Below are 16,357 nucleotides of genomic sequence, written 5' to 3'. Positions count from 1 at the left end.
GCCGCAGAAGAAAGAATGGCAGTGGCGGCACCATTGTGGCAGCAGTTGGATTGGCCGTGCTGTCGGCTGCGATGCTGGCCGGTTTTGTTTGGATGTGGTCGAGATCCGGGAAGGACCAAATCGACGCCAGCACGAATTGCCCGTTGGCCGGTCCTGTAAGCCTGACGGCGGTCTTGATCGACGCCACCGACCCGATTTCGCCAATAACCATGGCCGATTTGAAGAATGAATTCCGTAAGACCATTGGGCGCGTCGAGCCCGGCGGCTATCTGAGGATATTGACGCTGGGCCCGACCCCCGGCGACCTGACTGTGATGTTTGATGGATGCAACCCGGGCGATGGCTCGACGGTCGACAGCTGGACGAACAATCCGTCCCGGCGGCAGAAGAAATGGGAAGATGCATTCGAGGATCCTCTGACGAAGCTTCCCGACCAGATTCCCAATGGAGAATCCGCTAGCCAATCTCCAATCATGGCCGGAATGCAAAAAATCAAACTGTCATTATTCGATAGCGGTTTGGCGAAAGAGAAGACCGCAAAGCGAATAATAGTCGTGTCGGATATGATTGAACATACGGCGCTGTACTCACAATATCGTTCGGGTCTCGATTACCAGAAGTACCTTGATAGTTCGGCCGACAGGACCTACGGGACATCGCTTGATGGCGTGGGGGTTACGATACTCTATGTCGATAGGGCGAAGAAGCCATTTGGCTCTTTCGGACATGCAGAGTTCTGGACCCGGTGGGTTCAAGCTCATCATGGCGAGTTTGAGAAGCTGGTAGGGTTGGAGGGGTTAAACTGATGGCCAAGAAGCGAGGGGAGTCCTTCTTGGGACATCCGAGCCTGCCCCTTGTCGTCTTTGCGACACTAACCCTGGGCGGCTGTGTGTTCATCGCAATAGCCAAGCTGTCGGGCGTAGACCCGATAATGGCGGCGAGCGCACCGGTATGCCTGATGCTCATCTATCTTGCCGCGTCCGTCTTCACCGGCAAGCTGCGGCTCCACGATGAGCAGACTGGCGACAATCTCTACTACATGGGTTTCCTGTTTACGTTGACGAGTCTCGGCGTATCGCTGTTTCAGTTTGGTTCCGAAGGATCCACCGACACAATCGTGAGGAACTTTGGTATCGCGGTGACGTCGACGATCACGGGCATTGCTCTGCGGATCTTTTACAATCAGATGCGCCGCGATCCTGCCGACATCGAACGGACGGCCAGGCACGAACTCGCCGATATGACGCGTCGTGTAAGAGCTGAGATGGAAAGTGTAACCAGGGAATTCGCTGACTTTCGCCGCGTCAGCAATCAGATGTTGGAGGAGGGTTTTGCCGAAATTGCCGTTCAAGCGGAGCGGAACGGAGAGCACATAAGATCGGCGCTGGATAAAATCGCGATGGAATCGATCAAACCGGTTCAAGAGGCCTCGGGAAAGCTCAGCAATGCTTTGAGCGATAATTTTGGGCAGATCGAAAGTCAGTTCTCGTCGATCGCACAGCGCGTCGAGGCGGCAGCCGATCTGCTCGACAAGGCCAACAGCTCAATGTCCTCTTCAGTTGGCAGACTGGGTGAACAGGCCGACAGCGTAGCCACCAAGTTAGAGAAGGTTGTCGTCCCTGATGAGGTCCTTAAGAACGATCTGGCGCCGATGGTGAAACTCCTTGGCAGCGCGGTCGCCCAATATGCTGTCAAAACAGAGACGGCTTCGCAGGAACAGCAAGCCCGCATGGCGGGCATCGTTGATGCTGTGGCTAAAGTGGCCGCAGGTGTGGAAAGGGCTGTGGCAGCCGCAGAGCAAACAGCGGAGAGTGTCCAAGCGCAACAGCGCTTGACCCAGGCGCTTGCTGCAGTGGTGCAAAAGCAAAGCAAGGACACCGGAGACCTTGTCGCAACCTTGGCAGGAAGAAGCCTCCACGCGCCGAGGCCTGTTCCCCCTCTCAACGCTCCTATCGCGATCGAACAGCCACTGGCAGATCTGGCCGCAAATGACACCGTCGAGAGCGCACCGATTAGGGTCGAGCCTGAGCCCCAACCAGACGCTTTCCAAACTCTGGGAAGCGAGCCTCCCGCCGAACGAACGGAACCGCCTAAGCGAACCAGTTGGTGGGGCAGGTGAGTGACGCTGGCGGAACTTCGGTCGCCTTCGAGCGCAAGGGTTACGGCCGCGGTTTGATACTGGGCCTGACCATGGCCGAGACGATGCTGCTTTTGGTGTTCTGCCTGCTGCTAGCAGCCGGTGCTATCATCACGAAAAAGCAGAAAGAGACCGATGAGGCGCTGCGAGCCGCTCAATCAAACAAGGAAAACGTGCAGAGGCTCGAAGCCGAAAACAAGCGGCTTCTGGCTCAGATAAAAGCGGTGTTTCAGCCCGCGAGCGGAGGAACCGTTCCCGACGAAGAATGGCGCGAGCTGGTCCTGGCCAAGGATGCTGTTAAGTCGGTCAAGGAAGCAGGTATTTCCCTGGAGGAGGTCGTGCGAAATGCCCCTGTCGCGAAGGTCCTTGCGGACAACGACATAAGCGTTGATCAGGCCAAGGCCATGATAGATGCGGCGAAGGTCTTGAAAGAATTTGGTTACATCGGCACCGACAAAGGGCTGCAGGATCTGGCTGATGTGCTCAAGAAGGCTGCAGAGCCGACGCAAGCAGCAAAACCTCACGATTGGCCGCCGATCATTAGTCTCAGCGAACTGGATGGCTATAATTTCGATACCGGAAGCGCAGAGCTTTCGGATCCGTTCAAAACAAAGTTGCGCGATCTTGCGAAGACAATCGCCGGCACTGCGACCTCTTACGGTGTCGACGTGATTGAGGTGATTGGACACACGGACGAACAGGCAATGGCGGGCGAATCCTCCAACATGGACAAAGGGCTCCGACCGGTTTTGTCAGGGAAAGTGGAAATCGGCTCACTCCATCCCGCCGACAATGCCGGCCTTGGTCTGGCGCGCGCGATTTCAGTCATGAGTGTGCTCAGTGACATGCCCGCATTAAAGGGGTTTACGATTTTGCCGATGTCAGGTGGTCAGCTCATCCTGCCCGGCGATCATCTCACCGACGGAGCGCAGATGGGCGATGTGCGGGCTCGAAGGCGCATCGAGATTAGGGTGAGGCAGCGATCAAAATTGGCGCCGGTTGGTGGCGCCAAGCCATGAATGGGGACGAGAGACTGGCGCCTTAGCCGGTACGGCAGTTGAGTTGGGGGATTGGGCTATGGGGTTTTACGTTCGAAAATCGATCAGTGCGGGACCATTCCGCTTTAACTTTTCGTCCGGCGGGGTTGGCGCTTCCGTTGGCGTGAAGGGCCTCCGCATCGGCACTGGGCCACGAGGTCACTACATCCACGCCGGCGTCGGTGGGCTCTACTATCGTGGCACTTTAGGCAAGGCTAGCGCCAAGAAGGTAGTACAGCTCTCTCAAACCCGATCTGCGCCGCAACCCCGTCCACAATCCTCGCCCCCGGAGTACGTCTCTGACGGCGTCGTAATGAGGGAAATCGAGTCCCGCGATGTGGTGGAGATGCGTGACGAGACATTTGCCAATGTACTCGATGAAATCAATGCTAGGCAATCGCAGACGCGGCTGTCCGTAGCACTCGCGGTTCTGTTCGGGATTGCAGGTTTCCTTGTGGGGACCAAGCTCGGAGGTGCCGCACCGGTGCTGGGCATCGGTGCCTTTGTGCCGGGTATGCTCATTGGCAAATGGTTTGACAGCTACCGCCGGGTAAGCGTGCTCTATTACGATTTGGAAAAAGACGCGGAGGCCGCCTACGGGCGACTTGTCGGCGCGTTCGAAACTCTCACCGGCTGCGGCGGGAGATGGCATGTCGCTGCCGGCGGCAAGATAGAGGATCTGACGGCTTGGAAGCGAAATGCCGGGGCCAGCATGCTGGTCGATAAAAAGCCCACGACACTTGAAAGCTCCTTGCCGAAGGTTGTGCGCAGCAACGTTACTCCGCCTTCAATCCATGTGGGTCGGCAGGTGCTCTTCTTCATGCCTGACCTAGTGCTGGTGAAGGACGGAAACCGATACGGCGCAGTCGGATATGCCGATCTGCAGACCCAATTCGCCCCGAGTAATTTTATCGAGACCGGCAAAGTTCCATCTGATGCGGAGATCGTGAGCTACACTTGGGCTCACCCAAACAAAAACGGCGGGCCCGACAAGCGTTTCAAAGACAATCGGCAGATCCCTGTCTGCCGCTACGAAGCGTTGCGGTTTTCTAGCCCGTCCGGACTTAACGAGCTGGTGGAATTTTCCAAGACAAACGTCAGCCAGCCCTTTTGCCAGGCTCTATCGGCACTCGCGCAATTGCATCGAAGCTCCGACCGCCAATCCATAACGCTGAACGCGCACTCAAGGGACTGATAGTGGCGATGGCTCAAAGCATGGCCAGGTCAGCAAACGCCTTCGCATGGAATCCCATCGCTATCTCGATCCAACTTGCTCCCCCATGAGCAGTTGGCGAGATACCAACGCGCTTCTTCGCAAGATGAAATCTGCCTGCAAAAGCGGCGAGGTTGGCATGAGTAGCTCTGTGCTACTTGGCGACGGCTGATGAGCCCAAGTGGGCTTTTGGTTGGGTTCGTAGCTTCCGAATGTTGTTCGCGCCAATCCCAAGGGTTGTCAAAAGTTCCAATCCAGATTCCGACCTTAGCGGTTTCAGCCTTAGTTTGCTGTTGCGCATAGGCCCCGTGGCTGTAGCGGGGCCAGTCCAAGGCTCGACCATGTTCAACCATCCAGGACGCGACGCTGACACCGTCCGCGCGACGGCAATCACCGACGAAGCGACGGTACCGATCCCATGAAACAAATGTGCATTGGACAGGCCGCGAAGCCGCAAGGAAATTCGCCAGTGCTTCGGCCGCCTGGCGCCCGCAGGGGTATTGATGTCCGCTCGCGTCATTGCAGTATTGGCGGCTTTCGGGTGCATCGATGCCGTTGAAGCGGACGCGCTGCCCGTGGATCTCTATCGTGTCTCCATCAACCACCGATGCTATGCCGACAATCGGCGCCGGTCTCGACCCGGTCGAGTTTGCTATATCCAGACCACGTAACTGGTCGCCCGGCCCTGTAAAATAGTGGGTGGCGTAAGCAGCCAAGGCCACCACGATCACTAGGATCAGAGGCAAGGGCACATCTGGAAAGAAACGTCTGCGGACGATTGGTTCCGCGCCGCGCCTTGGTCGCGCGCGGCGACGATGAGAATAGCGATTGTTATTCAATTTCCGATCCTTTGCGAAACGCAGGCTGCATGATTTCTAACGTGCCTCTGCACGCTTCGTAGGCGCCTTTTTCGCTGGCGCTGGTTTGCCTTGTAGTTCGGCGCTTTGAACACCATGGTGCCTTCGCAGATCAGCCCGAAGTCACGACTTTGTAGTTGCCCTTTTCGTGAACACGACCATCTTTCCGCGCTGGAGCCTACAAGTTTTCTCGGAATGCAATTAGGAGGGCCGATTGAAAAAGAAGTCGGCTTGTGCGCCAGTTGGTCGTGGCCGGCGAGGCAGATGCCAGAGCTGCCAACACCTCGTCCAGAGGTATGATGGCATTTTGTCCGAAAGGGAACCTCGAGATCAAGGTGGGGATGCGAAGTGTCCGGAACATTAAACAAACATCCGCAATTTTCCACTAAGCTGCGGTGCTCACAATACTAAAACGATTGAAGTGTTGGTGGCAGCCATTCGAAGTTGAAAAACGAGCATTTTATGTTGCGGACAGCCCTTGTGTAGGCTCTATGTGTCCAGCCTATCAGGGGGGTGTGAGTGTCGGAAGTTGAAAAATCGGTCTTCCAAAGCGATCTGCCTTTAAAGGAAAAGCTCGAGCGAGCCAGGATGGAATTGCTCGACCTTTCTGCTCGCAACCGACTTTTGAATGTGCCACGGTTTTCAAAGAGCGCGAAGACGATCGATATTGTCGACGAGAGGTCGTCTGAGATCTATCGATTGCTGGTGAGCGAAGGAAAGGCTTTTACCTTCCTGGCCGGCAAGCCGGATCGGCCGAAGGCAGGCCAGGTTGAAAGCAGCCCTCCAGACGAGGAAATCGACTATTCCCCCGTTGCTCTTGCTCAGCCTGAGGACGAAGGATTCGACGATAGAGGGGTATCTGCGCGACATTCTGACACCAAGCTTCAGACGAGGATGACCCCAACGGGGCTGCAGCGCCGGCTCCTTGATCTCTACCACGATGCCCGCACACTTGAGGAAGAGCAGGGCGTCAATATCCTCTTTCTGGCCCTTGGCATGCTGAAGTGGATTGACCCGAACAACAAAGAAAACATCCGTCAGGCTCCTCTCATTTTGGTGCCGGTACGGCTTGAGCGAGGGGCCGCTGGAGAAAAGTTTCGGCTGCGAGCTCGTCCGGAAGATCTTACCGCAAACCTCTCCTTGGAACTCTATCTCGACCGCATCCGCAAGCTCGCCCTGCCGCGTTTTGAAGTGGGAGACGACTTCGACGTCTCGGCCTATCTCGATGCCGTTGCCGAAGCAGTGTCGACGAAAGAGGGTTGGCAGGTGCTTGCCGATGATATGGTGCTCGGCTTCTTCTCGTTCGCTAAGTTCTTGATGTACCGTGACCTGGATCCGGATCTCTGGCCGGATGGCGCAAAGATTATCGAACAACCGAAGATCCGCTCGCTTCTTTCAGATGGTTTCGACGCACGCGAACCGCTGATGTCGGACGACAATGCGATTGATCCGCATATTGCGCCTGCCGAAATGTTGCATATCGTCGACAGTGACAGTTCTCAGACGCTGGCGATCCATGATGCAAGAAAAGGTCGCGACCTCGTTATCCAAGGTCCGCCTGGGACAGGAAAATCGCAGACGATCGCAAACATTATCGGGTCGGCCGTTGCCGACGGAAAGACCGTGCTGTTCGTGGCCGAAAAAATGGCTGCGCTGGAAGTCGTGAAGCGACGGCTTGATACTGCCGGAGTGGGGGACGCCTGCCTCGAGCTCCATAGTAACAAGGCGAACAAGCGCATGATGCTGGAGGAGCTGCGGCGCACCTGGCAACTCGGATCGCCTAGGGGACAGCTTCCTTCTTGCCTGACTGAGCGCTTGCTGGAGGCTCGCGATAAACTCAATGCACATGCTGCACGAATGCACGTTGCATTTGGAACGTCCGAACTCACTCCATACCAGGTTCTTGGCCAGCTAACCCGACTAAGGCAGAACGGGCAAAAACCAGTTGATATTGAACTTGAGGATGCCACCGCTTGGACGAATGACGGTGTCTCGCAACGTCGCAAACTTCTCGATGAGGTGTCTCAGCGGATCAACGAGATCGGCTTGCCGATCCACCACCCATGGCGGGGAGTTGGCCTGGATGTCGTTCTACCAACGACTATTGAGAGGCTCGTCCCACGCATTGCGTCGTCGCTGGATCAAGCAAAGGCTCTGCACGCCAAACTGGCCGATATTGCTGAGCGGATCGAGGCGAAGCCTCCGCAAATCCTCAGCGACAGCGGCGAGGTAGAAGATCGTGCTGAGCTTCTCGCGTCCGCACCTGGACTTCCTGCCGAGGCGCTAGTCTCGCCGGTTTGGGATGAGCGTCCAAAGGACATTGCATCGCTTCTCTGGACAGGAACGGATTTCAACCGCAAATCCGAGGAACTGTCGGAGCAGTTGGTGGCGACGGCTATCGACACGCCAATCGAAGGTCTCGAGACAGAGCTTGCTAAGCTTCCTTCAGACTTTCCGAAAGATGGTTTCGTTCGTGCGCGCCAGCTAACCGTGTTGCTCCCACGCTTACGGGAAGAAGCTGAGCGGCTAAATCAAGAACTGGGGTCTACGGTTTTACCGGACACGCTTGCAGGACTCCTCAGGCTAGTGATGACCGGCGAGAGAGTTGCGGCAGCCCCCGATGCGAGCCCTGAGGCATTCGCAGCCACAGTTTGGGACTCCGGGCTGGAACAGGCTGGTGACCTTGCCGACAGCGTAGCAACGCTAGAGACTGCTAGAGCCGAGCTTCAGGGCAAGGTTGTTGATGCCGCGTGGAGTACCAACGTGGCCGCGGCGCGGCAAGCGCTCGCCACGCACACGGGAATATTGAAAGCATTGAATGGCGACTACCGTCGCGCCACTGCACTTGTGCGGACTATTTTGGTAGCCCCTAGCGCGCCTGCGGCGGAGATAGTGGGTCTCCTCGACATTCTGATGAAGGGCCAGGCGGCCGCAGCAAAAGTGCGCGAAGGCGACGCCTTTGGCCGTTCCGCCTTCGGAGCCGATTGGCGTGGGGAGAGATCGTCTTCGGCACCACTCCAGGCCTTAGTGGAGTGGATGCGCACGCTGAGGGGACTTGGCTCGGAACCGCGAATTATAGCCGGGCGGATGGCGGAGCGCTCTGAAGCGGGCGCGCGTGCGGTCCGAGTTCGTAAGGTGATCGACATCGGTCAGCCGATTATCGAGGGGTTCTGGAACGATTTAGGCCACCTTGCGTCATCCATGCTAGGTGACGTGGCTTCCGCCGAGCGGGCCTCGCTGCAACTGATGGAAACGAAGGCAAGCACTGTAGCTCAAGCCGATAACGCGTCACGACAGGTTCTGACTGACGTTCCAGATCTGATCAGTGAGCGGGTGGAGATACTGCGCCGACTAGGCAGACTACAAGCGCTTGCTCAAGAGATCGACGACGGGGAAAGCCTTGGCAAGTTCGCATTCGGCTCGTCGTGGCTCGGTCGAGGATCCGATTGGGCCGCTCTCGCGCAAGCCGAACTTTGGCTGAGAGAAAATGGCTCAATCCGGCATTTGGCTGCGCGGTTGCCTGAAAGAAAAGAGATCGCAAACTTGGCGCGTTCAGCGCGTGAAGCGGCCCAAGCGGCAGCGCGGGAATTGAAGGCGCTTGCAGGGGATTTGAAAGCCGATGCTCCCTCCTTGTTTGGAGTAGACGATTTTCCAGACGTCGCGATAGTCGAGGTTGTTTCTCGACTGGAGGGGTGGCTCGATCATCAGGAACAGCTCTCGAAATGGGTTGCCTATGAAGAGCGATCCGAAACGGCCCGAAAGGCTGGACTGGGACAGTTGATAGACGGCCTAGCCGACGGCCAGATTACAACAGGATCGGCGCGATCAGTCTTCGATATGGCCTACTACGAACGAATGTTTCTAGCGATGGCGACCGATGAGCCGGAGCTGGCAAGGTTCGACGGGGAACTGCATTCCAGGGCTGTACGTGACTTCGCGGATCTGGACCGACAGAGGATCAAGGCCGGTGCCATCGAAGTTGTGACGGCTCATCACCGAAAAATTCCTTCAAGAGACGGCGGAGCTGGACCAGTCGGACTGCTTCGTTCTGAGATGGCGCGCAGACGGGGCCACATGCCTATCCGGCAGTTGATGCAGAAGGCAGGGCCTGCCATCCAGGCACTCAAGCCAGTGTTCATGATGAGCCCGCTTTCGGTGGCCCAATTTCTGTCGCCCGGCAGGATGTCCTTCGATCTGCTTGTGATGGACGAGGCGTCTCAGATACAGCCTGTGGACGCGCTTGGCTCGATCGCCAGGGCCAATCAGGTGGTCGTTGTTGGCGACGAACGCCAACTGCCACCCACGACATTCTTCGCGAAGATGACAGGCTCGCAGTCTGATGACGAGGGTGAGGGCGCGCAGGTCGCCGACATCGAAAGCATCCTCGGCCTGTTCACGGCCCGCGGCTTGCCGCAGCGTATGCTCCGCTGGCACTACCGTAGCCGTCACCAATCTCTGATCGCCGTATCGAACAGCCAGTTCTACGAGAACCGGCTTTTCATCGTGCCAAGCCCCTATACCCAAGAGGCAGGCATGGGGTTGCGGTTTCATCATGTGCCGGAGGGGGTCTTCGATTCCGGTGGCACAGGAACCAATCCGGTAGAGTCGAGAGCAGTAGCCGAAGCGATCATCCGTCATGCGAAGGTGAACCCGCAAGAGACTCTAGGCGTTGCAACATTTTCGGTTAGCCAACGCCGCGCGATCCAGGATGAACTCGAAGCGCTGCGGCGACTAAATCCCGATACGGAGGAGTTCTTTCACGCGCATCCCAGCGAGCCATTCTTTGTCAAGAACCTTGAGAATGTTCAAGGCGATGAGCGCGACGTGATCATGATCTCGGTGGGGTATGCCAAGAATGCGCAGGGATACATGGCCATGCGTTTCGGCCCTCTTGGTGCGGAAGGCGGCGAGCGTCGGCTCAACGTCCTCATAAGCCGAGCCAAGCGCAGCTGCGAAGTATTCGCGTCCATCACAGACGAAGACATCGACCTGGAGCGTGGCAAAGGGAAAGGCATCTTCGCCTTCAAGCTCTTCTTGCACTACGCGAGAACAGGGCGAATTTCGCTTGCCCAGGCCACGGTTCGCGAAATGGATTCGATCTTTGAAGAACAGGTAGCCAACGCGCTGATCGAAAAAGGTTATCAGGTTCATGCTCAGGTGGGCATTGCCGGTTTCTTCATCGACCTCGCGGTTGCGGATCCAGAGAGGCCAGGCCGGTATATACTCGGCATCGAATGCGATGGTGCAGAATATCATTCGTCGCGCTCGGCCAGAGATCGAGACCGGCTACGGCAATCCGTCCTTGAGGATCATGGTTGGATTATTCATCGGATCTGGAGCGCTGACTGGTTCCAACGACCTCATGAGCAGCTGGAGCGAACCATACTAGCGATTGAGGCTGCCAGAAAGGAACTCGATGAGCGGGCCGAATTGGGGGTTCAGAGAAATCGTGCTGTAGCCGTTCAGGTTGTTATGGTCGACCGGGGCAACGTGACGGAAATCGGTCTCGAGAGCACAAACGGATCCGAGACTCCCAATCGAGCCTACGAAGAGACTCAGCTAAGGCGACCGGGATCGTTCGAACTCCACGAGACGCCCAGCGGAATCATGGCCGGGCTGGTCGAGCAGGTCGTGGCTACAGAAACACCAATCCATGTCGACGAAATAGTTTCGCGTATTCGGGACGCGTGGGGTCTGCAGCGGGCCGGTGGCAGGATTCAGGATGCAATCGAGCGAGGTGTAGGCATAGCACAGAGAGGTGGTGCAGTAGCCCGTCGAGGCAACTTCTGCTTCAAGCCGGGTGCTCCTGTTCGTCTTAGAGATCGCAGTGCGGTCGTGTCCCCTGGATTGCGTAAGCCCGAAATGATTGCGCAGGACGAGGTCGCCCAAGGCGCTATGGAAGTCGTGAAATCCAATCTCGGTGCGACAGAGGAAGAAATTGCCACAGGCGTTGCGAGGATGCTGGGCTTCAAAGCCACAAGCGCACAACTGAAGCAGCTAATTTCGGCCGCGGTCGCCGATTCAGTTGCCAAGGGATTGTTACGGTCCCAAGACGGCTTGTTGGTGGTCGGCGACTCCACGAGCGAGAAATTAGCCGAAGTGTAATGGGGCGTTGCAGCGACCTCGCTGCAATTTCAGTCGAGCTCAGAACACCTCTTTCCCTGGCGGAGGCCGAATGGCATTTCGATTCGTACACACGGCCGATATTCATCTCGACTCGCCGCTTCGTTCGCTGGCCATGCGAAATCCCGATCTTGCCGGGCTCGTGGGCGACGCCAGCCGCCAGGCATTCGTTTCGATAGTGGATCTCTGCCTTGAGGAACGAGTCGACGCGTTGGTCATTGCTGGCGACCTATACGATGGCGAGCAGACCTCGATGAAAACTGCGCGGTTTCTGGCATCGCAAATGACACGCCTGCACCAGACCGGCATCAGGGTTTTCAAGATCCGCGGCAATCATGACGCCTTGTCGCGGATTTCCAAACAGCTGGTGTTTCCCGACACCGTTACCATCTTCGGCGGTCGTGCTCAGTCGGTATTGCAGACAGCCGGCGGTCTGGACATCGTTTTCCACGGTTTGAGCTTTGCGAACCCAAAGGCCCCGGACAGCCTGCTGACCAAATATCCGGCTGCTCGTGAAGGGGCCGTCAACATAGGCATCATGCATACCAGTCTGGCTGGATCGCCCGGTCACGACGTTTACGCGCCCTGCAGCATCGCTGACCTGCACGCCCACGGTTTCGACTATTGGGCCCTCGGCCACATTCATGTTCGTCAAGTCTATTCCGGCGCAAGCACCGTGGTGATGCCGGGAATACCTCAGGGGAGGGATATTAACGAGGCGGGTGAGAAATCAGTCACCCTGGTGACGGTGCGCGACGACCGTTCGGTGGAGATCGAGGAACGGCTGACCAGCGTTGCGCAGTTCGAACGGGTGAGCGTCGACCTTACCGGGGCGGTGGAGTGGCCCGAGGCCGTCGCGTGTATTCGTTTCGCGCTCGAAGAGATGCGGGCCACCGTCCGATCGCGTCATGCTGTGGCCCGCGTTGGCCTGAGAGGGACGTCACCATTGTTATGGGCGCTGATCCGCGACAGGGACCTCCTTCTTGCCGAAGCCGAACAGGCTGCGGAACAGCTGGGCCATACGTGGGTGGAGAAGCTCGAGCTTGACCTCGCGCCGCCTCGGACGGAGACCGACGAGGATATTGCTGATCCGATTTTCGAACTCGGGCAATCAATGCGTGCCGATGCCACCTCGGAGGCCTTCCGCGCTGAGGCGAGGGCGTTCGTCCAAAAGATGGTCGCCGACCTTCCGGCCGACGGACGGGATTTTGCTGGGAAGGACGAAGCCGGGCTGGAGCAGTTCCTCGATCAGGTGCTTTCCAAGGGTGCGGACTTGGTCACTGCCCGCCTTAAGTCCGGTGGATCGTCATGAGGTTGCGGCGACTTGACCTCATTCGCTATGGAAAGTTCACCAATAGCACGATCGACTTCGGACCCAAACCGGAATCCGGACCTGACCTGCATATCGTGTTCGGCCTGAATGAGGCCGGCAAATCGACCGCGCTTTCCGCCTACTTAGACTTGCTGTTCGGCATCGAGGAACGGAGCCGCTACAACTTCCTGCACGAGTACAGCGCCATGCGCATTGGCGGCGTGCTGGAACTGGCCGGCTCCGAGCACACGTTCACGCGTACGAAACAGCGTACTAATTCGCTATTGAACGCGACGGGCCAACCGGTGAGCGACGTGGCGATCACGGCGCATCTCGCCGGACTGTCGCGTGACGCTTACACGACGATGTTCTCACTCGATGACGAGACGCTGGAAGCGGGCGGGAAGTCGATTCTGGAGTCGCGGGGCGACCTCGGCAAGCTCCTCTTCACGGCAAGCGCCGGTCTTGGGAACGCAAGTGATACGTTGAACACCCTCGAGGCCGAAGCAGACGCTCTGTATCGGAAGCAGGCGCATGGCACCGAACTGGCGCTCCTGAAGAAGCGCCTTGTTGACGTGAAGTCGCGCAGGGATGCGATCGATACCCTTGCATCAACCTACGAGGGCCTGGAGGCCGAACGTCTCGATGCAGCGCAGCAATACGACCGGACCATCAGTGACCGAGCGGTGCTGGTGGCCAGGCTGGATACCATTGCTCGTTACGTGCGTGCTGCGCCGATGCGGGCGGATATCCGGCGCAAGATTGCCCGGCTGAATGAGCTGCCGGACATCGCCTCCCCAGCTCGCACGTGGACGGGTAGTGTCACCGGACTCATCGATGACGATGCCAGCCTCAGAACGCGGCTGTCCGCAAACATCGACGAGGTCCAGCGCTTGGCGGCAAAAGTCACTGCGGTCGATGAGGATGGATCGATCCTGTCGATTTCCGAACGAATTCGCGGGCTTGCGGAGATCAAAGTGCGCCATACCGCGGCTGGCTTTGACTTGCCCACTCGCAGGATGGGGCTGCAAATCCTCAACAACACCGTGGCAAGCTGCCTAGCCGCCTTGGGTCGATCTTCCGAGCCGGATCCTGCCGCGCTGCTTCTGCCTGCCGTCACCGTTGGCGTCGTTCGCGCTATGGTCGAGCAGAGGTCCGGGATTGCTACCGGGGTGCGCGCCGCCCGCGACGAGGCGGCGGCAGCACTCGATGCGCTGCAGGCGGCAAGGCAGCGGGTCGGCGAGGAAAGGGCAGTGCCCGAACCTGCCAGGGCAAGGCTGGGCTCGGCTTTGTCGAAAGCGCGAGCAAGCGGACACCTGGCGGAGATCAGGACGGCTCGCGAGGCAGAAGATGCGGGAACAATTCGATGGGAGGTGTCGCTCGCGCGCTTGCGTCCATGGAGAGGAGATGCCCTTGCTCTCGCCAACGTCGCGGTTCCGAGCGCCGGGCACATTGCCGCCTGGAAGACAGTAGCGTCAGAACTGGCAAGAAACACCGCCGTACTTGCCGAACGCCTCGCCGAATACGAGGGCAACCGTGCCATGCTCAAGGCTGGATTGGATGCCCTTCGTGCCTCGGTCGACGTTGTCGACGATGATGGGGCTGCCGCGATCCGCCGTGTCCGCGATGATGCGTGGGCAACACACCGCGCAGCGCTGACCGGTGACACCGCTGACGATTTCGCCGTGGCACTGGCGCGCGATGACATTGCCAGCGCGGGCCGGCTGGCCGGCGCGGCGGATCTTGCCGAGATCCGGGCAACGACTCGCGAACTGGCCGAGGTCGCGGCCAACCTGTCACGCAACGGCATCCAACGCACACAGCTCGGCAAGGATGTGGATACCCAATTGTTGGAAATCCGCGCGGCCGCCAGAGACCTGCTCGGAGACGCCGTGGAACCTTCGTCTGAGCGCCTGATCGAAAGGATCGAGGATCAGATCGAGGCGCGCAGCGATGCGCTCGCTGCCTGGGAGCAGATCGAACTTCTCCGCAGGAAGGCGGAGCGAGCCGCTGACGCCGGCGAGCAGATACGCTTGGAAATGAGAGCAGCGCTGGAAAGCGTCGGCATAGTATCAGAGCCCGGCGACACCCTCGAAGCAATCATGGCCATCGCTGAGCTGTTTCTGGATCGGCAGCGCAAGGTGGACGCAGAGTATGCCGAGGCGCTCAGAATGGTGGGCTCCAAAGAAGAGGATCTAGCGGCCCGACGGGTTGCCGTAGGCGTGGCGGAGCGTCGCGAGGAGGAATGGCTGGCCGGCATTGTCGAAGCACTCAAGGGAACTTGGCTCGAAAGCGGGCTCTCAGCATCCGGCGTCGGCACTGTGCTCGATCAACTGGCCGAACTGTCAAGAAGCCTGCAGGAACGGGACGATCTGCAGCTGCGTATCGACAAGATGGCGGCCGACAGGGCTAATTTTCTGGTCGAGGTCATCGCCGTAGCGGTTGAAGCCGACGAGCCGACGGAGGATGGCGAGCCGGAGCAGTTGGCCATCCGCCTTGCCGAGCGCCTGGAGCGCGCCGAGCGGACACGCGAAACGAAGGCAAGCCTCGGCCACGACCTGAAGCGCCTGAAGGAGGCGCGCGACATCCTCGACAATGAGATTTCGGCGCACGAACGCCGCAAGAACGAAGTGCTGGGCGTTTTTGGCGTCGCCACTTTGTCCGAGGTAGTCGAACGCGATGAGCTGCTGCGCGAGCGGGATGGATTGCGCGCTGCCGTCGCTGAACTTGAGGAACGGGTAGTGACGGAACTTGCAGTCGACGGATTCGAGGAGGCACGCTCGATCCTGGACGCGATCGATTTCGACAGCCTCACGGTCGAGAAGGCTGAGGGCGAGCAGCGGCTTCGCCAGTTCGATGAGATGATCCAGCAACAGCTGATCCGGCAGACACGCGCGGCCGATAAGCTGGACGCCATCGGCGGCGACAGCGCGGTTGCACACCTGGATGCCGAACGGCGCACAACCCTGTTGGAAATCGAGGAGAAGGCCGTTCGTTACATCGAGCTGAAGCTCGGCATCATGTCGGCTGGAAATGCTTTGCGGATCTACCGTGAGAACCACCGTTCGGGGATGATGGCGCGTGCATCAGACGCATTCAAGCTAATGACCCGTGGGCAGTATTCAGGCCTTACAACCCAGCCCGTGAAAGGCGGGGAGGTTCTCATCGCGGTGCAGCGCGACGGGCAATCCAAGCTCGCTGACGCGCTTTCGAAGGGCGCGCGCTTTCAGCTCTACCTGGCACTGAGGCTCGCCGGTTATTACGAGTTCGCGCAATTCCGGCCCTCGGTTCCCTTCATCGCCGACGACATCATGGAAACCTTTGACCATATTCGCTCGGAGGAGGTTTTCAGATTGTTTGGGGAGATGGCGAACACAGGTCAGGTCATCTATCTCACGCACCACAAGCACTTATGTGAAATCGCCAAGGCTGTTGTGCCACAATCTACCATTCACCAGCTGGATTAGGCTCGATTAGAATTCGCCTCAAAACGGTTCAACTAACCAACTCGTCTGACATAGGAACTTTCGATCGAATCCGTCATGACGTCCCATAGAGGTTGAGAAATGCCTATTTTGTTCTGCAATGTTGCGTGGATGAACGACTACGCCGGGCGGAGCGCGGATGACCCGCCTCTCGGTGGCGGGGCATTTCCGAGTAAGCAGGGTTATTGCGCGG

At 58.3% G+C, this 16,357-nt stretch carries 8 protein-coding genes and 1 pseudogene; 8 read left to right on the top strand and 1 reads right to left on the bottom strand.

Going from position 1 to position 16,357, the window contains the following annotated elements; genetic code table 11:
• Positions 1 to 50 precede the first annotated feature (50 nt).
• The 5 genes and pseudogenes from NKI24_RS27895 to NKI24_RS27875 all read left to right on the top strand — a co-directional run bounded on the left by NKI24_RS27895 (position 51) and on the right by NKI24_RS27875 (position 4,369).
• Positions 51 to 806 (top strand): hypothetical protein, encoded by a 756-nt coding sequence (locus tag NKI24_RS27895; protein WP_352667638.1) that lies wholly within the window; start codon positions 51 to 53, stop codon positions 804 to 806.
• Complete coding sequence (locus NKI24_RS27890) at positions 806 to 2,119, top strand: methyl-accepting chemotaxis protein (RefSeq protein ID WP_352516048.1); 1,314 nt, start codon at positions 806 to 808, stop codon at positions 2,117 to 2,119. Before NKI24_RS27895 ends, NKI24_RS27890 begins: the two co-directional genes overlap by 1 nt.
• The gene (locus NKI24_RS27885; protein WP_352749956.1) at positions 2,116 to 3,156 is read left to right on the top strand and encodes an OmpA family protein; all 1,041 of its coding nucleotides are present in this window, start codon (positions 2,116 to 2,118) and stop codon (positions 3,154 to 3,156) included. Before NKI24_RS27890 ends, NKI24_RS27885 begins: the two co-directional genes overlap by 4 nt.
• A gap of 58 nt (positions 3,157 to 3,214) precedes the next feature.
• Positions 3,215 to 3,361 (top strand): annotated as a pseudogene (locus tag NKI24_RS27880) (DUF4236 domain-containing protein); the annotation flags it as partial.
• Positions 3,362 to 3,487: 126 nt separating this feature from the next.
• Entirely contained in the window at positions 3,488 to 4,369 is an 882-nt protein-coding gene (locus NKI24_RS27875) for a hypothetical protein (protein WP_352491527.1), read from the top strand.
• 29 nt (positions 4,370 to 4,398) lie between these two features.
• Here NKI24_RS27875 and NKI24_RS27870 read toward each other — a convergent pair whose 3' ends face one another.
• On the bottom strand, positions 4,399 to 5,226 hold the full coding sequence (locus NKI24_RS27870; RefSeq protein ID WP_352516047.1) for a thermonuclease family protein: 828 nt from the start codon (positions 5,224 to 5,226) through the stop codon (positions 4,399 to 4,401).
• A gap of 537 nt (positions 5,227 to 5,763) precedes the next feature.
• Between NKI24_RS27870 and NKI24_RS27865 the strand changes: the two genes are divergently transcribed.
• The 3 genes from NKI24_RS27865 to NKI24_RS27855 all read left to right on the top strand — a co-directional run bounded on the left by NKI24_RS27865 (position 5,764) and on the right by NKI24_RS27855 (position 16,146).
• Entirely contained in the window at positions 5,764 to 11,349 is a 5,586-nt protein-coding gene (locus tag NKI24_RS27865) for a DUF3320 domain-containing protein (RefSeq protein WP_352749954.1), read from the top strand.
• Between the two features lie 70 nt (positions 11,350 to 11,419).
• Positions 11,420 to 12,679, top strand: a complete 1,260-nt coding sequence (locus NKI24_RS27860; protein ID WP_352516045.1) for a metallophosphoesterase family protein — start codon at positions 11,420 to 11,422, stop codon at positions 12,677 to 12,679.
• On the top strand, positions 12,676 to 16,146 hold the full coding sequence (locus tag NKI24_RS27855; protein ID WP_352749952.1) for an ATP-binding protein: 3,471 nt from the start codon (positions 12,676 to 12,678) through the stop codon (positions 16,144 to 16,146). Before NKI24_RS27860 ends, NKI24_RS27855 begins: the two co-directional genes overlap by 4 nt.
• Positions 16,147 to 16,357: the final 211 nt, after the last annotated feature.

It is taken from the genome of Mesorhizobium sp. M0701 (genome assembly GCF_040320365.1).
Taxonomy (GTDB): Bacteria; Pseudomonadota; Alphaproteobacteria; order Rhizobiales; family Rhizobiaceae; genus Mesorhizobium.
This window is presented reverse-complemented; position numbering and strand designations above follow the sequence as displayed.